Annotated in this window: 19 protein-coding genes and 2 tRNA genes; 14 read left to right on the top strand and 7 right to left on the bottom strand. The window is 61.9% G+C overall.

Annotated features, from left to right (window positions below; genetic code table 11):
* Positions 1-5: 5 nt before the first annotated feature.
* A complete protein-coding gene (locus ABIE20_RS09300) occupies positions 6-1,721 on the top strand; it encodes a proline--tRNA ligase (RefSeq protein ID WP_429504582.1) in 1,716 nt (571 codons plus the stop codon).
* Between the two features lie 18 nt (positions 1,722-1,739).
* The gene (locus ABIE20_RS09295; RefSeq protein ID WP_429504580.1) at positions 1,740-2,693 is read left to right on the top strand and encodes a hypothetical protein; all 954 of its coding nucleotides are present in this window, start codon (positions 1,740-1,742) and stop codon (positions 2,691-2,693) included.
* 45 nt (positions 2,694-2,738) lie between these two features.
* Here ABIE20_RS09295 and dinB read toward each other — a convergent pair whose 3' ends face one another.
* Positions 2,739-3,803 carry a DNA polymerase IV gene (dinB, locus tag ABIE20_RS09290; RefSeq protein ID WP_123565817.1) on the bottom strand — a complete coding sequence of 355 codons (1,065 nt, stop codon included), beginning with the start codon at positions 3,801-3,803 and terminating at the stop codon, positions 2,739-2,741.
* A 218-nt stretch (positions 3,804-4,021) separates the two neighbouring features.
* Here dinB and ABIE20_RS09285 point away from each other — a divergent pair.
* From ABIE20_RS09285 to ABIE20_RS09270, 4 genes are all read left to right on the top strand, one after another.
* Positions 4,022-4,098, top strand: a tRNA-Met gene (locus ABIE20_RS09285).
* A 131-nt stretch (positions 4,099-4,229) separates the two neighbouring features.
* A tRNA-Met gene (locus ABIE20_RS09280) sits at positions 4,230-4,306 on the top strand.
* 223 nt (positions 4,307-4,529) lie between these two features.
* Positions 4,530-7,172, top strand: a complete 2,643-nt coding sequence (gene mprF / locus ABIE20_RS09275) for a bifunctional lysylphosphatidylglycerol flippase/synthetase MprF (protein ID WP_429504578.1) — start codon at positions 4,530-4,532, stop codon at positions 7,170-7,172.
* Positions 7,172-8,467, top strand: a complete 1,296-nt coding sequence (locus ABIE20_RS09270) for a virulence factor family protein (protein ID WP_429504576.1) — start codon at positions 7,172-7,174, stop codon at positions 8,465-8,467. Before mprF ends, ABIE20_RS09270 begins: the two co-directional genes overlap by 1 nt.
* 106 nt (positions 8,468-8,573) lie before the next feature.
* Here ABIE20_RS09270 and ABIE20_RS09265 read toward each other — a convergent pair whose 3' ends face one another.
* Positions 8,574-10,472 (bottom strand): potassium transporter Kup, encoded by a 1,899-nt coding sequence (locus ABIE20_RS09265; RefSeq protein ID WP_429504574.1) that lies wholly within the window; start codon positions 10,470-10,472, stop codon positions 8,574-8,576.
* Positions 10,473-10,673: 201 nt separating this feature from the next.
* Here ABIE20_RS09265 and rimO point away from each other — a divergent pair, with 201 nt between their 5' ends.
* From rimO to tsaA, 5 genes are all read left to right on the top strand, one after another.
* Positions 10,674-12,011 carry a 30S ribosomal protein S12 methylthiotransferase RimO gene (gene rimO, locus ABIE20_RS09260; RefSeq protein ID WP_429504572.1) on the top strand — a complete coding sequence of 446 codons (1,338 nt, stop codon included), beginning with the start codon at positions 10,674-10,676 and terminating at the stop codon, positions 12,009-12,011.
* A gap of 90 nt (positions 12,012-12,101) precedes the next feature.
* On the top strand, positions 12,102-12,572 hold the full coding sequence (locus tag ABIE20_RS09255; protein WP_429504570.1) for a GNAT family N-acetyltransferase: 471 nt from the start codon (positions 12,102-12,104) through the stop codon (positions 12,570-12,572).
* Between the two features lie 130 nt (positions 12,573-12,702).
* Complete coding sequence (locus ABIE20_RS09250; RefSeq protein ID WP_429504568.1) at positions 12,703-13,413, top strand: rRNA pseudouridine synthase; 711 nt, start codon at positions 12,703-12,705, stop codon at positions 13,411-13,413.
* Between the two features lie 49 nt (positions 13,414-13,462).
* Entirely contained in the window at positions 13,463-13,924 is a 462-nt protein-coding gene (locus tag ABIE20_RS09245) for a DUF1456 family protein (RefSeq protein ID WP_429504566.1), read from the top strand.
* 7 nt (positions 13,925-13,931) lie between these two features.
* The gene (gene tsaA, locus ABIE20_RS09240; RefSeq protein WP_429504564.1) at positions 13,932-14,627 is read left to right on the top strand and encodes a tRNA (N6-threonylcarbamoyladenosine(37)-N6)-methyltransferase TrmO; all 696 of its coding nucleotides are present in this window, start codon (positions 13,932-13,934) and stop codon (positions 14,625-14,627) included.
* Between the two features lie 46 nt (positions 14,628-14,673).
* Here tsaA and fpr read toward each other — a convergent pair whose 3' ends face one another.
* On the bottom strand, positions 14,674-15,453 hold the full coding sequence (gene fpr / locus ABIE20_RS09235; protein WP_003222277.1) for a ferredoxin-NADP reductase: 780 nt from the start codon (positions 15,451-15,453) through the stop codon (positions 14,674-14,676).
* Positions 15,454-15,572: 119 nt separating this feature from the next.
* Here fpr and ABIE20_RS09230 point away from each other — a divergent pair, with 119 nt between their 5' ends.
* Positions 15,573-16,499: a LysR family transcriptional regulator gene (locus tag ABIE20_RS09230; protein WP_010224761.1), complete on the top strand. Its 927-nt coding sequence runs from the start codon at positions 15,573-15,575 to the stop codon at positions 16,497-16,499.
* Here the strand turns inward: ABIE20_RS09230 and ABIE20_RS09225 are convergent.
* The 3 genes from ABIE20_RS09225 to ABIE20_RS09215 form a co-directional block, all read right to left on the bottom strand.
* The gene (locus ABIE20_RS09225) at positions 16,496-16,861 is read right to left on the bottom strand and encodes a diacylglycerol kinase (protein ID WP_038996675.1); all 366 of its coding nucleotides are present in this window, start codon (positions 16,859-16,861) and stop codon (positions 16,496-16,498) included. The genes ABIE20_RS09230 and ABIE20_RS09225 overlap by 4 nt on opposite strands.
* Before the next feature lie 75 nt (positions 16,862-16,936).
* On the bottom strand, positions 16,937-17,587 hold the full coding sequence (gene erdR / locus ABIE20_RS09220) for a response regulator transcription factor ErdR (protein ID WP_429504561.1): 651 nt from the start codon (positions 17,585-17,587) through the stop codon (positions 16,937-16,939).
* Positions 17,588-17,838: 251 nt separating this feature from the next.
* Positions 17,839-18,549, bottom strand: coding sequence for a tRNA-uridine aminocarboxypropyltransferase (locus ABIE20_RS09215; RefSeq protein WP_429504559.1), 711 nt, complete (start codon positions 18,547-18,549; stop codon positions 17,839-17,841).
* A 235-nt stretch (positions 18,550-18,784) separates the two neighbouring features.
* On the opposite strand from ABIE20_RS09215, the gene ABIE20_RS09210 reads away from it, so the two are divergent.
* Entirely contained in the window at positions 18,785-19,201 is a 417-nt protein-coding gene (locus ABIE20_RS09210) for a quorum-sensing-regulated virulence factor family protein (protein WP_429504557.1), read from the top strand.
* 5 nt (positions 19,202-19,206) lie between these two features.
* Here ABIE20_RS09210 and ABIE20_RS09205 read toward each other — a convergent pair whose 3' ends face one another.
* Positions 19,207-19,407 carry a hypothetical protein gene (locus ABIE20_RS09205; protein WP_429504555.1) on the bottom strand — a complete coding sequence of 67 codons (201 nt, stop codon included), beginning with the start codon at positions 19,405-19,407 and terminating at the stop codon, positions 19,207-19,209.
* A 394-nt stretch (positions 19,408-19,801) separates the two neighbouring features.
* Between ABIE20_RS09205 and ABIE20_RS09200 the strand changes: the two genes are divergently transcribed.
* Positions 19,802-20,920: an LOG family protein gene (locus ABIE20_RS09200; RefSeq protein ID WP_429504553.1), complete on the top strand. Its 1,119-nt coding sequence runs from the start codon at positions 19,802-19,804 to the stop codon at positions 20,918-20,920.
* The last annotated feature ends 4 nt before the right edge of the window (positions 20,921-20,924 follow it).

Here is a 20,924-nt window from a genome sequence, read left to right as displayed (position 1 = left end):
CTACCATGCGCACCAGTCAATATTTGCTCGCTACTCAAAAAGAAACCCCTTCCGACGCGGTCGTCATCAGCCACCAGCTGATGCTGCGTGCCGGCATGATCCGCAAGCTCGCATCCGGCCTTTATACCTGGCTGCCGATGGGCCTGCGGGTAATGCGCAAGGTCGAAGCCGTGGTCCGCGAGGAAATGAACGCCGCTGGCGCCCTTGAAGTGCTGATGCCGGCCATCCAGCCTGCCGAGCTGTGGCAGGAATCCGGCCGCTGGGAACAGTACGGCCCGGAGCTGCTGCGTCTCAAAGACCGTCACGGTCGCGAGTTCTGCGTGGGCCCGACCCACGAAGAGGTCATCACCGACCTCGCCCGTAACGAGCTCAACAGCTATAAACAGCTGCCGCTGAACATGTACCAGATCCAGACCAAGTTCCGTGACGAGATCCGTCCGCGCTTCGGCCTGATGCGTGGTCGCGAGTTCATCATGAAGGACGCCTACTCCTTCCATGCCGATCCGGCTTCCCTGCAGGAAACCTACGATCGCATGCACCTGGCCTACAGCAACATCTTTACCCGCCTGGGCCTGGACTTCCGCCCAGTGCAGGCTGATACCGGTTCGATCGGTGGCAGCTACTCCCACGAATTCCACGTGCTGGCCGAGTCCGGTGAAGACGATGTGATCTTCAGCGACAGCTCCGACTACGCCGCCAACATCGAGAAGGCCGAGGCCATCCCACGGGAAACCGTGCGCCCGGCGCCGACCGAAGAGCTGCGCCTGGTCGACACCCCGGACGCCAAGACCATCACCCAACTGGTCGACAACTATGGCCTGGCGATCGAAAAGACCGTCAAGACCCTGATCGTCCACGCCGCCGAAGAAGGCAAGCTGATTGCCCTGATCGTCCGTGGCGACCACGAGCTTAACGAAATCAAGGCTGCCAACCTGGCAGAAGTTGCCAGCCCGCTGGTCATGGCCAGCGACGAAGAGCTGCGCGACGCCATTGGCGCCGGCGCCGGTTCCCTCGGCCCGCTGAACCTGCCGCTGCCATGCATCATCGACCGCTCGGTCGCGCTGATGAGCGACTTCGGCATCGGTGCCAACATCGACGACAAGCACTACTTCGGCGTCAACTGGGAGCGCGACCTGCCGGTTCCGCAAGTGGCTGACCTGCGCAACGTCGTCGAGGGCGACCCAAGCCCGGATGGCAAGGGCACCCTGGTGATCAAGCGCGGTATCGAAGTCGGGCACATCTTCCAGCTCGGCACCAAGTACAGCGAGGCACTCAAGTGCCAGGTACTGGGCGAGAACGGCAAGCCGGTAACCCTGAGCATGGGTTGCTACGGTATCGGCGTATCGCGTGTGGTGGCTGCGGCCATCGAGCAGAACTACGACGAAAACGGCATCATCTGGAGCGATACCCTGGCACCCTTCCAGATCGCCCTGGTGCCGCTGCGCTACGAGACCGAACAGGTTCGCGAAGCCACCGACAAGCTGTATGCCGAGCTGACCGCTGCCGGTTTCGAAGTGTTGCTGGACGACCGCGACAAGAAGACCAGCCCGGGGATCAAGTTCGCCGACATGGAACTGATCGGCATTCCGCACCGCATCGTCATCAGCGATCGCGGCCTGGCCGACGGCAACCTGGAATACAAGCACCGCACCGAGCGTGACGCACAGCCGCTGCCAGTGGCCGAGGTGCTGTCGTTCCTGCAAGCCCGCATTCGTCGCTAAGCCAACGCAAGAGTAATCATGTTCAAGCGAAGTACCATCAACCTGGGGGGCGCCGCACTGTGCGGCGCCCTGCTCCTCAGCGGTTGCGCCAACCAGATGTCGCAGCGCAGCGAGCACGAGGAGCGCATCGAGCGCAAGCTGCTCGAACACAGCCTGCAGATCGATGTTGGAGACCCCAAGGTACTCGAGCTGCCGCAACGGCGTGTGCGCATCCACGAACAGAAGAACTTCGAAGTCACCGAGTTCGAAGTTACCCGTCGCTACGATCGCTACACGCCTTACCAACCCTGGCGCGAAGTCTATGAGATTCCGCTGGGTGCGGTGGCGGTGGTGGCCGGTGTCGGCGCCAACGTGGTCAATGTCTTTGCCCTGGGCAACCTGCCCGACAGCGTGACCCATGACTGGTTGAGCTATGGCTTCGACGGCCTCAACCCGTTCATGAACGCCCAGTCCAACGGTCGTGCCCAGCAGAACCTGGCGGGCATCACCGAAGTGCAAAAGGACAAGCGCCAGGAATACACCAGCGTGCCCTGGAGCGAGCGGCCGGTGTCGGTCAAGGCCGGCAAGCTCGACCATGAGCTGACCACCGACCGCAATGGCGTGTTGCACCTGAACCTGCTCGACAGCCCGTTCAGCGAGCAGAACCTGACCCATATCGGCACCCTGCACCTGCAAGTGGTCGATGAAGACAACAACGTGCGTGGCGATGCCAGCCTGCTGATCAGCGCCGGCCTGCGCGGCAAACTGGTGGAAGCCCACGAACTGATTTTCGATGACCTGGAAGACGATGAAGTCAGCCAGTGGGTACATCGGGTCAAGCGCCTGTCAGAGCTGGGCCTGGAAGAAGAAGCCAGTGAACTGGAGCAAAGCCTGATCGAGCTGACCCGCAACGATCCGGAACTGCAACAGGAATTTCTCAAGTCGCTGACCAAGGACGCCGGCCGCCTGGTTGCCGACCCTGGCGCGCACTGACCTTCGCTGTACCCGGAGAGCGCCAGCCTGCTGGCGCTGCCCTCCTCACTCCCGAGTGAACAGCTCCAGCTGTTCATGCGCACCGCGTAAATCCTGCAAGCGCACACCGATCCCCAACAGCCTCACCGGCTTGCCGCCACGGGCAAAGGCCTGGCTGAGCAAGTGCTGATAGCTGCCCAGGTCACGTCCCGCGCCTGACTGCTCTAGGGTGGTCTGGCTGAAATCATGGAACTTCACTTTGACGAACGGCTTGCCCGGGCGATAACTGTCGTCGATGCGGGCCATGCGCCCGGCCAGGGTTTCCAGCAGCTCTGGGAGTTTTTCCAGGCAACTGGCCAGGTCTGGTAGATCGGTATCGTAGGTGTTTTCGACACTGACCGACTGACGCCGGCTGTCATTTTGCACCGGACGGTCATCGATACCCCGCGCCAGCCCCCACAACCGCTCACCAAAGCTGCCGAATTCACGGGCCAGGGCCAGGCGGCTCCAATCGCGCAACTCCAGGCAGGTGATGATGCCCAGGCGACCCATCTTGTCGGCGGTGACCTTGCCTACGCCATGCAGCTTGCTCACCGGCAAGGCCGCGACAAAGTCCTCGACCTCGTTGGGGGTAACCACGAACAGGCCATTGGGTTTACGCCAGTCGCTGGCGATCTTGGCCAGGAACTTGTTCGGCGCAACCCCCGCGGACACGGTGATGTGCAGTTGCTGGGCAACCCGGCGGCGTATGTCGGCGGCAATCCGCGTGGCGCTGCCAGCAAACCAGGAGCTGTCCGACACATCCAGGTAAGCCTCATCGAGCGACAAGGGCTCGATCAGATCGGTGTATTCGCGAAAGATGCCGTGGATTTCCCGCGAGGCTTCTTTATAGGCATCCATGCGCGGCTTGACGATCAGCAGGTCCGGGCACAGCTTGAGGGCATGGTGCGAGGACATCGCCGAGCGCACGCCGAACGCACGCGCCTCGTAGTTGCAGGTAGCAATCACCCCGCGCCGCTCCGCCGAGCCGCCCACCGCCAGCGGCCGGCCGACCAAGCGCGGGTCGTCGCGCATTTCGATGGCGGCATAGAAGCAATCGCAGTCGATATGGATGATCTTGCGTTGAGACATAGGGAGCGTAAGAACAGGTTTAAAGTGATGTAAGCAGTATCTCACCCGCTAGCGGCCCATGCATCACAACTAATTCATTCCCCCCCGGAACCTCTACAAGGCCCGCCCTTGCTGCCTTGCAGCCCTTTTTAGCGGCGCTAAGCGATTGAAGGAGAAAGGATTTCTGCAAATAGACTATTGACAGCCCCGGGTAAAACTGTAGAATCTCATCTCACAGGCGCGGGATGGAGCAGCCTGGTAGCTCGTCGGGCTCATAACCCGAAGGTCGTCGGTTCAAATCCGGCTCCCGCAACCAGATTCAGGAAAGGCCACTCTCACGAGTGGCCTTTTTCTTTGCCCGGAATAAAGTGCCAGGCAATTTTTTATTGTAAATCAACAATTAAGCGTTGACAGCCAAGCTCAACGCTGTAGAATCCGCCCCACAGACGCGGGATGGAGCAGTCTGGTAGCTCGTCGGGCTCATAACCCGAAGGTCGTCGGTTCAAATCCGGCTCCCGCAACCAAACAACAGAAAAGGCCACTTTGAAAAAAGTGGCCTTTTTTGCGTCTGTCTTTCAGCAAATTACCCCCTCCTGCAATCGCGCCCCGCCACTCAGGCAATATGAAACTTCTTTAACTATCCTCAGGTGCTCAGCGGCCCGATCATATCGGACACTACGCCTCCATAGGGATTGGTACTTTGACCGGATACACCCTTCTTTTCGCGCGCAAGCCACGAGGTGGCTGATGCGCACCCAGACGCCAGAAACACAAGCTCCCGTGACCGCCGCATTGCCCAATGCCGAGCAACGCCTGCGCTGGCTCGAACGCCTGAGCAAGTATCGCCAGCCCATTGGCCTGGGCGTGACCTTAGTGCTGTTTGCTGTCGCCCTGATCGCTTGCCGCCATCTGCTCAGCGAGCTGGACATCTATGCCCTGCACGATTCGCTGCTCAGCGTGCCGCCGGCAGCATTGGCTGGGGCACTGCTGGCCACGGTTGCCGGCTTCGTCATTCTGCTCGGCTACGAATGGTCGGCCAGCCGCTATGCCGGCGTCCAGCTACCGACACGTACCCTGGTGATGGGCGGCTTCAGCGCCTTTGCCATCGGCAACGCCATTGGCTTGTCGCTGCTGTCCGGTGGCTCGGTGCGGTATCGCCTGTATGCGCGCCATGGCATCGGCGCCGCCGAAGTGGCGCGCATGACCCTGTTCGCCAGCCTTTCCCTTGGCTGCGCGCTGCCGCCACTCGCAGCCCTGGCGACCTTGAGCAACCTGCCTGCCGCCGCATCGGCCCTGCACCTGGCACCTGCGCTGTTGGCAGCGATCGCCCTGGCGGTACTGGGCCTGAGTGCGGCACTGGTCTACGGGCTTTACCGTCGACGGCTGCCCGAACAATCCCTGGCTGACAACCTGTTGGTGCAGGTTGGCCGGCGTACCCTGCGCTTGCCGGGCGCACGCCTGACCCTGCTGCAGCTACTTATTACTGCCCTGGACGTTGCCGCGGCCGCCACCGTGCTTTACCTGCTGCTGCCAGAGGCACCGCCGTTTGGCGCCTTCATGCTGGTCTACCTGCTGGCGCTTGCAGCCGGGGTGCTCAGCCATGTACCGGGTGGCGTCGGCGTGTTCGAGGCGATCCTGCTGGCAGCCTTTGCCGACAAGCTCGGCGCCGCGCCACTGGCCGCCGCGTTGCTGCTTTATCGGCTGATCTATGTGGTGCTGCCACTGCTGCTGGCCTGCGTCCTGCTGCTGGCCAGCGAAGCCAAGCGCCTGCTGTTTGCCCAGCAAGCGATCAGGGCCGCTTCCGGGCTCGCAGCCCCGGTGCTGGCGGTGCTGGTGTTTCTCTCCGGGGTGGTGCTGCTGTTCTCCGGCGCCACCCCGGAAATCGACGAGCGTCTGGAGCATCTGGGCTTCCTCGTACCGCACCGGCTGATCGACGCGTCGCACTTCGGCGCCAGCCTGATTGGCGTCCTCTGCCTGCTGCTGGCGCAGGGCCTGCGCCGGCGCCTGTCGGCCGCCTGGATCCTGACCACCGTCCTGCTGCTGGTCGGCGCCCTGCTTTCGCTGCTCAAAGGGTTCGACTGGGAGGAAGCCAGCATCCTGACCTTCACCGCCTGCCTGCTGGCGGTGTTCCGCCGCTCCTTCTATCGCCCCAGCCGCTTGCTCGAACTGCCGTTCTCGCCGGTGTACCTGGCGGCCAGCGCCTGTGTACTGGGCGCTTCGGTGTGGCTGCTGCTGTTTGCCTATCAGGATGTGCCCTACAGCCATCAGCTGTGGTGGCAGTTCACGCTCGACGCCGATGCCCCGCGCGGCTTGCGCTCGGCCCTGGGCAGCGCGGTATTGCTGGTGATCGTCGCCCTGACCTGGTTGCTGCGCACTGCACGCCCGGTAATTCACCTGCCCAGCGCCGAAGAGTTGCAACGGGCCAACGCCATCCTGCAAGCCTCCGACCAACCCGACGGCGGCCTGGCTCTGACTGGCGACAAAGCCTTGCTGTTCCACCCCAATGACGATGCCTTCCTTATGTATGCGCGCCGCGGTCGCAGCCTGGTGGCGCTGTACGACCCGATCGGCCCGGCCCACGAGCGCGCCGAAATGATCTGGCAGTTCCGCGACCTGTGCGATGTACACCACGCCCGCCCGGTGTTCTACCAGGTGCGGGCCGAGAACCTGCCCTTCTATATGGACATCGGCCTGACCGCGATCAAACTGGGCGAAGAAGCCCGGGTCGATCTCAAGCGCTTTGACCTTGAAGCCAAGGGCAAGGAGATGAAAGACCTGCGCTACACCTGGAACCGCGGCGGCCGCGACGGCCTGAGCCTGGAAGTCCATGAGCCGGGGCAAGCGCCGCTGGAAGCACTCAAGGCCATCTCCGACGCTTGGCTCACTGGCAAGAACGTGCGCGAGAAAGGCTTCTCCCTCGGCCGTTTCAGCCCGGAGTACCTGCAGCACTTTCGGATTGCCCTGATTCGTTTCGAAGGGCGTCCGGTGGCCTTTGCCAACCTGCTGGAAACCCGCAGCCTGGAGCTGGCCAGCCTCGACCTGATGCGCGCCCACCCCGAGGCGCCAAAGCTGACCATGGAATTCATGATGATCGGCCTGATCCAACACTATAAGCAGCACGGCTATGGGCGCTTCAGCCTGGGCATGGTGCCGCTCTCCGGGCTACAACCACGGCGCGGCGCACCGCTGACCCAGCGCCTGGGCTCGATGGTGTTCCAGCGCGGCGAGCAGCTCTACAACTTCCAGGGCCTGCGCCGCTTCAAGGACAAATTCCAACCGGACTGGGAACCTCGCTACATGGCCGTGCCAGCCGGACTCGATCCGCTGGTAGCACTGGCTGACACTGCCGCCCTGATCGCGGGTGGCCTGACTGGATTGGTGAAACGCTGATGATTCGACGCTACTGGCTGTACCTGCTGGTTCCCCTGCTGCTGGCCTTGCTGGCTGCCGCCCTTGGCTTCTGGCTATGGACCCGGCCCGCGCCCGAAGCCAGCCTTGAGCACCTGAGCCTGGCTGATGGCAGCAGCCTGATCCGGGTCAACCCGGGCACTCGGGCCAAGGCCCGCGTGGCCATCGCCGTGCCCCAGGACCAGGCCCTGAGCGACAAGCAACTGCTCGACCTGAGCCAGAGCGGTGAAGCGCAGATGGTCCAGGTAATCCTGCCGCCGGCCGATTGCAGCAAACAGCAACAGGCGCTGCAGCAAGCCCTGCAACAACTCAAGGGCGCCCCGACCCTGGTGGCCGGTATCGGCCCAGGTGCGGCCCAGGCCTGGAGCTGGCTGGCCAGCCAGAGCGATGACAAGGCCCAGGCCATCTCGGTGGACTTCAACCTCGAACAACCGGGCTGCGCCACGCCGCTGCCCAAGTCTGCCGCCCACGGCCACTGGAGCGTGGCCTGGAACGACAACCCGGATGACGCCAGCGCGGCCTTCGTACGCGACCAGGCCAATGCCGAGACCAGCATCAGCGATTACGACATCCACCTGCCGCAGGTGCTCAAGGCTCAATTGACCCAGGCGCTGGTGGGCGAGGATGGCAACGCCATGAGCATCCCGGTGGTCGAGGTGCCTGCCGGGCAAACCACCGATACCGTGACCCTGTTCCTCTCGGGCGATGGCGGCTGGCGCGACCTGGACCGTGACGTCGCCGGCGAGATGGCCAAGCTCGGCTACCCGGTGGTGGGCATCGACACCCTGCGCTACTACTGGCAGCACAAGACCCCGGAACAGAGCGCCATCGACCTCTCCGAACTGATGCAGCACTACCGGCAGAAATGGGGCACCAAGCGCTTCGTGCTGACCGGCTACTCGTTCGGCGCCGATGTCTTGCCGGCGATCTACAACCGCTTGCCAACCGAAGACCAGAAGCGCATCGATGCCGTGATCCTGCTGGCCTTTGCCCGCAGTGGCAGCTTTGAGATCGAGGTAGAGGGCTGGCTGGGCAATGCGGGTAAAGAGGCACCGACCGGACCGGAAATGGCCCAACTGCCAGCGTCCAAAGTCGTCTGCGTATATGGTGAGGAAGAAGCCGACGAGAGCGGCTGCACCGAGCATACCGCTGTTGGCGAGCGCCTGAAGCTGCCTGGCGGGCATCACTTCGACGAGAACTACCCGGCGTTGGCCAAGCGTTTGATTGGCGATATCGAGAACCGCCAGGGCAAGACCAGTGTCGCCGAGCAGGATTGAAGCGCGCCCCCGGCGCGCAGCTGCAAGCTATAAGCTTCAAGCTGCAAGCTAGAGCCAAGCGCGCAAGGCTCTTGCTTACCGCTTGAAGCTTGTAGCTTGCAGCTACCTATATCTCTACCTGAGTGCCGAGTTCGATCACCCGGTTCAACGGCAAATTGAAGAACCTCAAATTGCCATTGGCATTCTTCAGCAAGAAGGCAAACAGCAGCCCCCGCCAGCGCGACATACCCACCAGCCGCGATGCAATCACCGTCTCGCGGCTGAGGAAATAGGTCGTACGCATCGGGCTGAAATCCAGCCCCTCCAGATGGCACAGTTTCAACGCCGCCGGCACATCCGGCTCGTCCATGAAGCCAAAGTGCAACAGCACCCGGTAGAAACCCTCGCCATACGCCTCGACTTCAAAGCGCTGCTGCGCCGGAACCCGCGGCGTGTCTTCGCTAACCACGGTCAACAGCACCACCTGCGAGTGCAGCACCTGGTTGTGCAGCATGTTATGCAACAAGGCGTGGGGCACGGCATCCGGTCGCGCCGTGAGAAACACCGCCGTACCCTCGACCCGATGCGGCGGCTGCACACGGATACTGCTGATAAACAGCGGCAGCGGCAGGCTGCCCTCGTCCAGGCGCTCGACCAGGATCTGCTTGCCGCGCTTCCAGGTGGTCATCAAGACAAACAGGACAATCCCCGCCAGCACCGGAAAAGCCCCGCCCTGAACGATTTTCGGCACGTTGGCGGCAAAGAACAGGCCATCGACAAAGAGAAAGCCCAACAGAATCGGTACTGCCAGCAGCGGCGGCCATTTCCATAGCAGCAACATCACCGTGGACACCAGCAGCGTGGTCATCAACATGGTGCCAGTCACCGCCACGCCATAGGCCGAGGCCAGCGCCCCGGAAGACTCGAAGCCCAGCACCAGGAGGATCACCCCGACCATCAGCGACCAGTTCACCGCACCGATGTAGATTTGCCCCTGTTCATCGCTGGAGGTGTGCTGGATCTGCATGCGCGGCACATAGCCAAGCTGAATGGCCTGGCGGGTCAGGGAGAAGGCCCCGGAAATCACCGCTTGGGAGGCAATAACCGTGGCCAGGGTGGACAAACCGACCAACGGTATCAGCGCCCAGTTCGGCGCCAGCAGGTAGAACGGGTTGCGCGCCGCCTCCGGATTTTGCAGCAGCAAGGCGCCCTGGCCGAAATAGTTGAGCACCAGCGCCGGCAGCACCAGGGCAAACCAGGCGCGGGCAATGGGTTTACGGCCAAAGTGGCCCATGTCGGCATACAGTGCTTCAGCGCCGGTCAGGGCCAGGACCACAGCGCCAAGAATCGCCACGCCCATGCCCGGGTGGACGATAAAGAAGCGCACGGCCCAGACCGGGTTGAACGCCTTTAGCACCTCCGGGCTCTGGGCAATGCCATGCACGCCCAGAGCGCCGAGCACCACGAACCAGGTGACCATCACCGGACCAAAGAGGATGCCAATGCGCGCGGTGCCATGCTTCTGGATCAGAAACAACGCCACCAGCACGATCAGCGCCACCGGTATTACCCAGTGATCGATGCCGTCAAAGGCCAGCTCCAGGCCCTCTACCGCCGACAATACCGAAATCGCCGGGGTAATCATGCTGTCGCCATAGAACAGCGCCGCACCGATCAGCCCGCAGCCGACCATCAGCGCCTTGAGTTTCGGGTAAGGCGCAGAGGCGCGCCGGGCCAGGGCGGTCAGGGCCATGATGCCGCCCTCGCCCTGGTTGTCGGCACGCAGGATGAACACCACGTACTTGATCGTCACTACCCAGATCAGCGACCAGAAAATCAGACCGAGGATGCCCAGCACCCCATCGTGATTGACCGGTACGCCGTAACCGCCCGAAAACACCTCCTTGAGGGTATACAAGGGGCTGGTGCCAATATCGCCGTAAACCACTCCAACCGCCGCCACCAGCAGGCTCAACGGTTTTGCCACCGAATGCCCGGAATCGGCCTGACTACTTGCCTGAACCATCCATCACTCCCGCCACCAGGCCCCTTGCACCAGACACAGGCACACTGCCGCGAAGCATAGCTGAGCGTTCGTCGTATTTCTGCTGGTCAAGTGACTTTGCGCTCGCTAGAATTGCGCACTTTTTGATCAGAGGCGCCCAAAGCGCCCATCAGGTTTGCCCGCCTGCCCGGCCAGGCAAACCCTTCTATACCGAGGTTAGCCATGTCCACCACTCCCACGCCCACCACGCCCAAGGTCGGCTTCGTTTCCCTGGGTTGCCCCAAAGCCCTGGTCGATTCCGAGCGCATCCTGACCCAGCTGCGCATGGAAGGCTATGAAGTCGTGCCCACCTACGAGGACGCCGACGTAGTGGTGGTCAACACCTGCGGCTTTATCGACAGCGCCAAGGCCGAGTCCCTGGAAGTGATTGGCGAAGCCATCAAGGAAAACGGCAAGGTCATCGTCACCGGCTGCATGGGTGTCGAGGAAGGCAGCATCCGTGACGTGCACCCCAGCGTGCTCTCGGTAACCGGCCCGCAGCAGTACGAGCAGGTGGTCAATGCCGTGCACGAAGTCGTGCCGCCGCGCCAGGACCACAACCCGCTGATCGACCTGGTGCCGCCACAGGGCGTCAAGCTGACCCCGCGCCACTATGCCTACCTGAAGATTTCCGAAGGCTGCAACCACAGCTGCAGCTTCTGCATCATCCCCTCGATGCGCGGCAAACTGGTCAGCCGCCCGGTCGGCGAAGTGCTGAGCGAGGCCGAGCGCCTGGTCAAGGCCGGGGTCAAGGAAATCCTGGTGATCTCCCAGGACACCAGTGCCTACGGTGTCGACGTCAAGTACAAGACCGACTTCTGGAACGGCCGCCCGGTCAAGACGCGCATGCTCGAGCTGTGCGAAGCGCTGAGCAGCCTGGGCGCCTGGGTACGCCTGCATTATGTATACCCGTACCCGAACGTCGATGACGTTATCCCGCTGATGGCGGCCGGCAAGATCCTGCCGTACCTGGACATCCCGTTCCAGCACGCCAGCCCGAAAGTGCTCAAGTCGATGAAACGCCCGGCGTTCGAAGACCGTACCCTGGCGCGCATCAAGAACTGGCGCGAGCAGTGCCCACAACTGGTGATCCGTTCGACCTTCATCGTCGGCTTCCCGGGTGAAACCGAAGAAGACTTCCAGTACCTGCTCGACTGGCTGACCGAAGCCCAGCTCGATCGCGTCGGCTGCTTCCAGTACTCACCGGTCGAAGGTGCCCCGGCCAACGACCTGGGCCTGGAGGAAGTGCCGGACGACATCAAGCAAGAGCGCTGGGACCGCTTCATGGCCCACCAGCAGGCGATCAGCACCGCCCGTCTGCAACTGCGCATCGGCAAGGAAATCGACGTGCTGATCGATGAAGTCGAAGACGAAGGCTCGGTCGGCCGCAGTTTCTTCGATGCCCCGGAAATCGACGGCAACGTGTTCATCGATGGCAACCACGGCTTCAAGCCGGGCGACACCGTTCGTTGCCGGGTGACCGATGCCGACGAATACGACATGTGGGCCGAACCGATCTGATTCGGCGCCGATAAAAAATGCCCTGCCAGCGATGGCGGGGCTTTTTTTTGCAACTATCGTTTCCTCAATCGCCACGAGGAGACCATCACGATGCGCAGGCACATGACCGTGCAGACGCCGAGCCTGCGCGACTACCCGGAGCTGGCGCGAGTGTGGGAAGCGTCCGTGCGCGCCACCCACGACTTTCTCCCTGACAGCTACATCTGCCTGCTGCGCGAGCTGCTACTGAGCCAGTACCTGGATGCGGTGATGCTGATCTGCGCCAAGGACGCCAGCCAGCGTATCCGCGGCTTTGCCGGGGTCGCCGGCGGACGGGTGGAGATGCTTTTCATCGACCCCGAGGCGCGCGGCCAGGGTCTCGGCTCAAAGTTGCTGCGGGTGGCCATCGACGAGCTGCACGCAGAGCAACTGGACGTTAACGAGCAGAACACCCAGGCCCTGGGCTTCTACCTGCGCCAGGGCTTCGAGGTGATCGGCCGCTCAGAAACAGATGGCATGGGTCAGCCCTACCCCCTACTCCACATGAGGCTAATTCGTACGCAGTCTGTCCGCACCGGCTGAAGGCTCGTGTAATCCCCCTCTGAAATGCCGCGAAAGCGCAGATTAATGGCCGGATCGACGAATGTTCCCGGCCCCAAGCCCGTCCAGGCAGTTACAATAGGCACCTTTCCCTGTGTCTACGGCTGTCGTCATGTCTGAACCCATTCGCCTTTCCAAACGCCTTATCGAACTGGTCGGTTGCTCCCGACGGGAGGCCGAGCTGTACATCGAGGGCGGCTGGGTCACGGTGAACGGCACCGTGATCGACGAGCCGCAGTTCAAGGTCACCGAGCACAAGGTCGAACTGCGCCAGGGCGCCAAGGCTGAAGCCCTGGAGCCGGTCACCCTGCTGCTCAACCAGCCTGCCGGGCTCGACCTCGACGACGCCTGTGCCAGCATCAGCGCCGACAGCCTCTCGCCGGAGCACAGTTACAGCCGTCGCCCGCTCAAGGGCCACTTCGCCCGCCTGAGCTGCGCCGCGCCGCTGCAAGAAGGCGCCAGCGGCCTGCAGGTATTCACCCAGGACTGGCGCGTAACCCGCAAGCTCAACGCCGACCTGGCCAAGCTCGAGCAGGAATACATCGTCGAAGTCACCGGCGAAATGATTGCCCACGGCCTGGAGCGGCTGAACCGCGGCTTCACCTGGAAAGGCAACGAGCTGCCGAAAATCAAGGCCAGCTGGCAGAACGAGACGCGCCTGCGCATGGTTGTGAAAAACCCGCCTGCCGGGCTCATCAACCTGCTCTGCAGCAGCGTTGGAGTCACCCCGGTAAGCATGCGCCGGATCCGCCTCGGCGGCGTCGCCATGAGCAAGCTGCCTCTGGGCCAGTGGCGCTACCTGGCAAGCAGCGAAAGATTCTAAGCAACACGGCGCTGCCACTCAGGCCGCGCCCCTGAACAGGATTGTCCCCATGATTCACAACGATGTACTGCGCAGCCTGCGCTACCTGCTGGACGTCAACGACGCCAAGCTCACCGATATCATCAAGCTGGGCGGCCTCACAGTATCCACCGCCGATATCGCCACCTACCTCAAGAAAGAAGAAGAGGAAGGTTTCGTGCGTTGCCCCGATGAGGTCATTGCGCACTTTCTCGATGGCCTGGTGATCTTCAAGCGCGGCAAGGACGACAGCCGCCCGCCGCTGCCGATCGAACTGCCGGTGACCAACAACATCGTCATGAAGAAGCTGCGCGTGGCCTTCGAGCTTAAAGAAGACGACCTGCACGCGATCCTCAAGGCCGCCGACTTCCCGGTGTCGAAGCCGGAACTCAGCGCCCTGTTCCGCAAGGTCGGGCACAACAACTACCGTCCGTGCGGCGACCAGTTGCTGCGTAACTTCCTCAAGGGCCTGACCCTGCGGGTTCGTGGCTGAGCCGGCGATGAACTACAGCGTTGCTCCCATCGGCCACGTGCGCTCCTGCTTCAAGGAAAAGTTCGCCATTCCGCGCCAACCGCAACTGGCGCCGGCTGCCCGTGGCGTACTGGAGCTGCTGCCACCCTACGACAACGGCGAGGCGGTGGCCGGTCTGGAGCAGGTCAGCCATGTCTGGCTGCTGTTCCTGTTTCACCAGGCGCTGGAAGACAAACCGCGGTTGAAAGTGCGCCCACCTCGGCTGGGCGGCAACAAGTCCATGGGAGTGTTTGCCACCCGTGCCACCCACCGGCCCAATGGTATTGGCCAGTCGGTGGTCCGGCTGGAGAAAGTCGAAGCCGGCCGCTTGTGGCTGTCGGGTATCGACCTGCTTGATGGCACGCCGGTACTGGATATCAAGCCCTACGTGCCCTACGCCGATGCCGTGGCTGGCGCGGTCAACCAGATGGCTGACGCGCCACCTGCGCCGATTGCCGTGAGCTGGAGCGATACTGCACTGCCCCAGGCCCGCGAGCATGCCTTGCGCCTGGCCGAGCCGCTGGTGGAGCTGATCGAACAATGCCTGGCCCAGGACCCGCGCCCGGCCTACCAGGTGCCGCCGCCCGAGCGCGTGTACGGAGTGAAGTTCTGGGATGTGCAGGTGCGCTGGCACTACCCGCAACCGGATCAGATCCGGGTGATGGAAGTGGTGCTGGATCTATAGACACAAAAAAAGCAGGCCGAAGCCTGCTTTTTTTGTATTCAATGTCTTACTTCTCGACGAATGCACGCTCGATCAGGTAATCACCCGGCTCACGCATACGTGCCGAGATCTTCAGGCCGAAGCTGTCGAGCACTTCACTGGTCTCGTCGAGCATGCTCGGGCTACCGCAGATCATCGCGCGGTCGTCCTGCGGGTTGATCGGCGGCAGGCCGATGTCGCTGAACAGCTTGCCGCTGCGCATCAGGTCGGTCAGGCGGCCCTGGTTTTCGAACGGCTCGCGGGTCACGGTCGGGTAGTAGATCAGCTTGTCACGCAGCGCTTCACCGAAGAACTCGTTCTGCGGCAGGTGCTCGGTAATGAACTCGCGGTAGGCGACTTCATTGACGTAGCGCACACCGTGGACCAGGATGACTTTTTCGAAGCGTTCGTAGGTTTCCGGGTCCTGGATGACGCTCATGAACGGCGCCAGGCCAGTGCCGGTGCTGAGCAGGTACAGGTGCTTGCCCGGGTTCAGGTCGTCGAGTACCAGGGTGCCGGTAGGCTTCTTGCTGATGATGATTTCATCGCCTTCCTTCAAGTGCTGCAGCTGGGAGGTCAGCGGGCCGTCCGGCACCTTGATGCTGAAGAACTCCAGGTGCTCTTCCCAGTTCGGGCTGGCAATCGAATAGGCGCGCATGAGCGGGCGGCCGTTTGGCTGTTGCAGGCCGATCATCACGAACTGACCGTTCTCGAAGCGCAGGCCCGGGTCGCGGGTGCACTTGAAGCTGAACAGGGTGTCGTTCCAGTGGTGAACACTGAGGACACGTTCGTGGTTCATGTTGCTCATGTACGGGCTCCTGAAGAAAAACGCGGCGCTAAGCGAGAGCGCGATTGCGCAATAGTTTAGTGCCAGCGACAATATCTGTTAAATGAATTATCAAGATATGTCTTATCGGTTATATAGATATGCGATTTACCCTTCGTCAGCTCCAGGTGTTCGTTGCCGTGGCCCAGTACCAAAGCGTCTCGCGGGCCGCCGGGATACTGGCGTTATCGCAGTCGGCCGCCAGTACATCGATCACCGAACTTGAGCGCCAGTCCAGCTGCCAGCTGTTCGACCGCGCCGGTAAACGCCTGAGCCTCAACGCTCTGGGCCATCAACTGCTGCCCCAGGCGGTGGCCCTGCTCGACCAGGCCAAGGAGATCGAAGACCTGCTCAATGGCAAGTCCGGCTTCGGCTCGCTGGCGGTGGGCGCGACCCTGACCATCGGCAACTACCTGGCCACCCTGCTGATCGGCAGCTTCATGCAGATCCACCCGGAGAGCCAGGTCAAGCTGCATGTACAGAACACTGCGCATATCGTGCAACAGGTTGCCCATTACGAAATTGATCTGGGTCTAATCGAAGGTGACTGCAACCACCCGGACCTGGAAGTTCAGCCTTGGGTCGAGGACGAACTGGTGGTGTTCTGTGCACCGCAGCACCCCTTGGCCAAACGCGGCCAGGCGAGCATGGAAGAGCTCACCCATGAAGCCTGGATTCTGCGCGAGCAGGGCTCCGGTACCCGCCTGACTTTCGACCAGGCCATGCGTCACCACCGCTCCAACCTCAACATTCGCCTGGAGCTGGAGCACACCGAGGCGATCAAGCGGGCGGTGGAATCGGGCCTGGGTATTGGCTGCATTTCGCGCCTGGCCCTGCGCGACGCATTTCGTCGCGGCAGCCTGGTGCCGGTGGAAACCCCTGAGCTGGACCTGGCCCGGCAATTCTTTTTCATCTGGCACAAGCAGAAGTACCAGACCTCCGCCATGCGCGAGTTTCTTGAACTGTGCCGCAGCTTTACTGCCGGGGTCAGCCGCAGCGACGAGATCGTTCTGCCGACCATCGCCTAAAGCAGGATCACCGCCCAAGTCAGGCCAACCATGCTCAAGGCCACGAACTGGGCGGCACTGCCCATGTCCTTGGCGTTCTTCGACAACGGGTGGCGGTCGAGGGAAATACGGTCGATCGCAGCCTCCACCGCCGAATTCAGCAACTCGACGATCAGCCCCAGCAAGCACACGGCAATCAGGATTGCCCGCTCGGCGCGGCTGACATCCAGCCAGAAGGCTACCGGGATCAACACGACGTTGAGCAGTACCAGTTGACGGAACGCCGCCTCACCGGTGAACGCAGCACGCAGGCCATCGAACGAATAGCCGGCGGCATTGAAAATACGTTTAAGGCCGGTCTGGCCCTTGAAAGGCGACGACATAGAAGGTCACTTCATCCACTGAAAACGCTGCAGCCTAATGTAGGCGAGATCAAAAAAGCGTGAAGGCCAATGGCCTTAACTGGCTGAAACCGATTCCAGTTGTTGCAGCAGCAAGGCGGCCTGGGTACGGGTCCGTACCCCCAGCTTGCGGAAAATTGCCGTCACATGCGCCTTGATGGTCGCTTCCGACACACTCAACTCGTAAGCGATCTGTTTGTTCAGCAGGCCTTCACAGACCATGGTCAAGACCCGGAACTGCTGCGGCGTAAGACTCGCAAGGCCTTCGCTGGCGGCTTTGGCCTCGGCGGAAACGTCAACTTTCTCGAATGCCTGCGGTGGCCACCAGACTTCGCCATCGAGGACCTTCTGCACGGCATCCTGGATCACTTCCAGCGGACTTGATTTGGGAATGAAGCCGCTGGCGCCGAACTCACGGGACTTGACCACGACGGCCGCTTCCTCCTGAGCCGAAACCATCACCACCGGAATCTGCGGATACTGTCCGCGCAGCAGGACCAGCCCGGAGAACCCGTAGGCTCCAGGCATGTTCAGGTCCAACAGCACCAGGTCCCAGTCGGACTTTTCGGTCAGGCGGGCTTCCAGTTCGGCGATGCTCGCCACTTCAACCAGGCGTACATCCGGGCCCAGGCCCAGGGTAACGGCCTGGCGCAGCGCGCTGCGAAACAGCGGGTGGTCATCGGCAATCAGGATTTCGTATGTGGCCATCGATCTAATGATCCTGTTCTGTGCAGGCGCAGGAAAGGAAGAATAGGCGCCTGGCGGGCAACTCGAGGCTACGGCAACGCCGTATGCCCAAACGGCACATCGAGGCCAGGAAATACAACGTTACAAGCCTTCGTCGTGCCCGAATCGGCGCCAAGGATGCCGAGCCAGGACCGGGTGGTCAAGCGCCCTGCTCGCCCCCCTGGCCGCCAATCTGCCCATTATGCCGCAAAGCGCCGCGCCTGCCCCTTGTACTATAGGAAGGTATGCAAACGCTGGTGCACGGTGTCCTTTTCATCCAGCGGCAATTGATGCTTGGCACTCAGGTAATGGGTGGTGAACACGTCCAGGTAAGCGTCCAGTGCCTCGGCCGCGCGTTGATCACCGGCCAGTTCCAGGCACATGGCCGCTACTTCGGCAGTGCAGAAGTGATCGTCGCGCTTGGAGCGGCGCAGGCGATAGCGCGAAATCTGCTCCGGCTGCAGGCTCAAGACCGGGAAGCGGTTCAGGTACGGGCTCTTGCGAAACATCTTGCGTGCTTCGGTCCAGGTCGCATCCAGCAGGATGAACAGCGGGCGCTTGCCTGGTTCACGTGCCACCTCGTTGACCACCCGCCCTGGCTCGACGAACTCGCCGGGGAAGACGATGTAAGGCTGCCAGTGCGGCTGTTCAAGCAGGGCCAGCAAGGCCTCGTCGACCGCCGTACGCTGCCAGCCGAAGGCCGAGGTGTCGGCAATCAGATCAGCGATCAGCCAGCCGGTGTTGGTCGGTTTTAGTGGCTCGGTATCGTGCATCAACAGGCAAATGCCCGACTCAGCCGGCACTTGCGGGCGCCAGGCGCACAGGCAGTAACTGGGGATCACCCGGCACTGCGGGCAGCGCGGCGCCCGCGAACCGCGGGCAACGAAGGGTTTTACACTGCGCGCCAGGCGCTCGGCGCGCAGGCGCGATACGGCATGGCTCATGACTGGGCACAACGTGGGGCAGAAAAGGATGGCACTGCACGGACTCGGCAAGACGGAAATCCCGTGCAGTTTATCAGAGCCGGCCTACGGGTAGACTGGATTTGCCGTGCAGCTAAAGCAGGGACTCCCTATAATCTTCACCCTGTCGCTACCCGCTGGCATTGCCCTTGCGCCGTGACGGAACACCGTGCGCCGTTGTTGGTCCAATTGCCAGTTACCGAACCAGGAGAGATTCATGCTGCGTTTCATCGTCCCGTCCCTGAGCCTGTTGCTCGCCCTGCCCCTGGCGGCCAATGCCGCGTCCAAGCAGGAGTACGAGCTGAGCCGGATGCTGCAAAAAGTTGCCACGCAGAGCAGCGTCGGCACGCCGCGGGCGATCAACGAAGACATCCTCGACCAGGGCTATACCGTCGAAGGCAAGCAACTGATCAATCACCTGAGCGTACTGCCAAGCCATGCAAAAAAAATGCAGGCTGACCCGAACCGGGTACGCAGCCAATTGGGTGACAGCGTGTGCAAGAACACCGGTTACCGCCTGCTGATGGAAAAAGGCGCGGTGCTGACCTATCGCTTCACCGAATACAAAACCAACCGCCCGGTCAGCGAACAGGCCTTCAATGCCGCCAGCTGCGGCCTGAAACTCAAGAAGTAACAGCTCTAGGCTACCCGCTCCCTGTCGCGCCGCTGTTTTTCATCGGCGCGCAGTTCGGCCACCAGGGCCTGGATATAACGCGAGTGCCGCTCCCCTCCCCCCAGCCGTCGCAGGCACTCCTGTTCAAGACTCAGGTTGTTGGCCTGGGCCGCGCTCTTAAGCAACTGGAATAGCTGCTCGTCGAGCTCAAGGTTAAGCCGTTGCATGCTGCAGCCTCCCTGCATTGCGCTGACTCGCTCTGAGCTTCAGTTAACCAGACCCTCACAATGATTGGATCCCGGCTGACGAGCGGTCCCGCTGCGGCGCGATACTGCGCTGATCATTCGGCATAAACACGCGCCAGGGTCTAGATTGATAGCAACCACCCTGTAATTTTTGGGCAAGCAAAGGGGGTTGCCCGTGGATGCCTTGCGTTGCACCCGAAGCCATGAAGAACAATAAGTTGTATGGACCCATTACCACTGCACTGAGACCTTGCAGGTCTACTGCAATGCTCGGGGGTCACACTCGAGCCACGGCAGCCAGCGACACATGCAGTGTCGCGGCCGGGCAGCCCATTGCCGCCCGGTCAGAGGTTTTGCTGCAGAAGGAGACGTTTGAATGCCTTACCAACCGAACGAACTGCTATCTCGCCACTTCAGCAACAACGGAATTGACCTGAGCAAGATTGAAGAGCAACTGAACCTGGTTGCGCCCAACAGCCCCAACCTGCCGCTTTACCGCGACATGATGCTGACCGTCCTGCGCATGGCCCATGACGACCGCAACCGCTGGAACGCCAAGATAACCCTGCAGGCCCTGCGCGAACTCGATCACGCCTTTCGTACCCTCGAACAGTACAAGGGCCGGCGCAAGGTTACGGTATTCGGTTCCGCCCGCACCCCGATTGAACACCCGATGTATGCCCTGGCCCGGGAACTGGGCGCGACCCTGGCACGCTCCGACCTGATGGTCATCACCGGCGCCGGCGGCGGCATTATGGCCGCCGCCCATGAAGGCGCAGGTGTGGAGCACAGCCTGGGCTTCAACATCACCCTGCCGTTCGAGCAACATGCCAACCCCACGGTCGATGGCACCGACAAGTTGCTGCCGTTCCACTTTTTCTTTATTCGCAAGCTGTTCTTCGTCAAGGAAGCCGACGCCCTGGTGCTGTGCCCCGGCGGGTTCGGTACCCTGGATGAAGCCTTGGAAGTCCTCACTCTGATCCAGACCGGCAAAAGCCCGTTGGTGCCGGTGGTGCTACTGGACTCCCCCGGCGGCAGCTTCTGGCAGGAGGCGCTGAATTTCATCACCCGACAACTTGAAGAGAACCGCTACATCCTGCCTAGCGACATGAAACTGCTGCGCCTGGTGTACAGCGCCGACGAGGCAGTGGAAGAGATCAACCAGTTCTACAGCAACTACCATTCCAGCCGCTGGCTGAAGAACCAGTTCGTGATTCGCATGCAGCATCCGCTTAGCGAGGCAGCGCTGTTTGACTTGCAGGAGGGGTTTGCGGACTTGCGCCTGAGCGGCAATTTCCATCAGCACGCCTATGGCGGCGAGCAGCATGATGAGGCGCGCTTCAGTCATTTGACGCGCCTGGCCTTCGCCTTCAACGGGCGCGATCAGGGACGCCTGCGCGAGTTGGTCGACTTCATCAACCTGTCGGAGAACTGGGCCAAGCCAGAGCCCATGCACACTACCCAGCGGGCACGGGAAGCGTTGAAAGTCACCTGAGCCG

The organism is Pseudomonas sp. 2835 (assembly GCF_050435905.1).
Lineage (GTDB): Bacteria > Pseudomonadota > Gammaproteobacteria > Pseudomonadales > Pseudomonadaceae > Aquipseudomonas.
The sequence above is the reverse complement of the archived record's forward strand: the minus strand, read 5'-3'. Positions and strand labels throughout refer to the sequence as shown.

What these genes read in the sequence shown, in the direction of transcription:
- ABIE20_RS09270 (WP_429504576.1), top strand. Translation starts at nt 7,172, where the DNA reads ATGATTCGACGCTACTGGCTGTACCTGCTGGTTCCCCTGCTGCTGGCC.
- ABIE20_RS09250 (WP_429504568.1), top strand. Translation starts at nt 12,703, where the DNA reads ATGTCTGAACCCATTCGCCTTTCCAAACGCCTTATCGAACTGGTCGGT.
- ABIE20_RS09200 (WP_429504553.1), top strand. Translation starts at nt 19,802, where the DNA reads ATGCCTTACCAACCGAACGAACTGCTATCTCGCCACTTCAGCAACAAC.
- ABIE20_RS09255 (WP_429504570.1), top strand. Translation starts at nt 12,102, where the DNA reads ATGCGCAGGCACATGACCGTGCAGACGCCGAGCCTGCGCGACTACCCG.
- tsaA (WP_429504564.1), top strand. Translation starts at nt 13,932, where the DNA reads ATGAACTACAGCGTTGCTCCCATCGGCCACGTGCGCTCCTGCTTCAAG.
- dinB (WP_123565817.1), bottom strand. Translation starts at nt 3,803, where the DNA reads ATGTCTCAACGCAAGATCATCCATATCGACTGCGATTGCTTCTATGCC.
- erdR (WP_429504561.1), bottom strand. Translation starts at nt 17,587, where the DNA reads ATGGCCACATACGAAATCCTGATTGCCGATGACCACCCGCTGTTTCGC.
- ABIE20_RS09215 (WP_429504559.1), bottom strand. Translation starts at nt 18,549, where the DNA reads ATGAGCCATGCCGTATCGCGCCTGCGCGCCGAGCGCCTGGCGCGCAGT.
- ABIE20_RS09205 (WP_429504555.1), bottom strand. Translation starts at nt 19,407, where the DNA reads ATGCAACGGCTTAACCTTGAGCTCGACGAGCAGCTATTCCAGTTGCTT.
- fpr (WP_003222277.1), bottom strand. Translation starts at nt 15,453, where the DNA reads ATGAGCAACATGAACCACGAACGTGTCCTCAGTGTTCACCACTGGAAC.
- ABIE20_RS09225 (WP_038996675.1), bottom strand. Translation starts at nt 16,861, where the DNA reads ATGTCGTCGCCTTTCAAGGGCCAGACCGGCCTTAAACGTATTTTCAAT.
- mprF (WP_429504578.1), top strand. Translation starts at nt 4,530, where the DNA reads ATGCGCACCCAGACGCCAGAAACACAAGCTCCCGTGACCGCCGCATTG.
- ABIE20_RS09210 (WP_429504557.1), top strand. Translation starts at nt 18,785, where the DNA reads ATGCTGCGTTTCATCGTCCCGTCCCTGAGCCTGTTGCTCGCCCTGCCC.
- ABIE20_RS09300 (WP_429504582.1), top strand. Translation starts at nt 6, where the DNA reads ATGCGCACCAGTCAATATTTGCTCGCTACTCAAAAAGAAACCCCTTCC.
- ABIE20_RS09245 (WP_429504566.1), top strand. Translation starts at nt 13,463, where the DNA reads ATGATTCACAACGATGTACTGCGCAGCCTGCGCTACCTGCTGGACGTC.
- ABIE20_RS09265 (WP_429504574.1), bottom strand. Translation starts at nt 10,472, where the DNA reads ATGGTTCAGGCAAGTAGTCAGGCCGATTCCGGGCATTCGGTGGCAAAA.
- ABIE20_RS09295 (WP_429504580.1), top strand. Translation starts at nt 1,740, where the DNA reads ATGTTCAAGCGAAGTACCATCAACCTGGGGGGCGCCGCACTGTGCGGC.
- rimO (WP_429504572.1), top strand. Translation starts at nt 10,674, where the DNA reads ATGTCCACCACTCCCACGCCCACCACGCCCAAGGTCGGCTTCGTTTCC.
- ABIE20_RS09230 (WP_010224761.1), top strand. Translation starts at nt 15,573, where the DNA reads ATGCGATTTACCCTTCGTCAGCTCCAGGTGTTCGTTGCCGTGGCCCAG.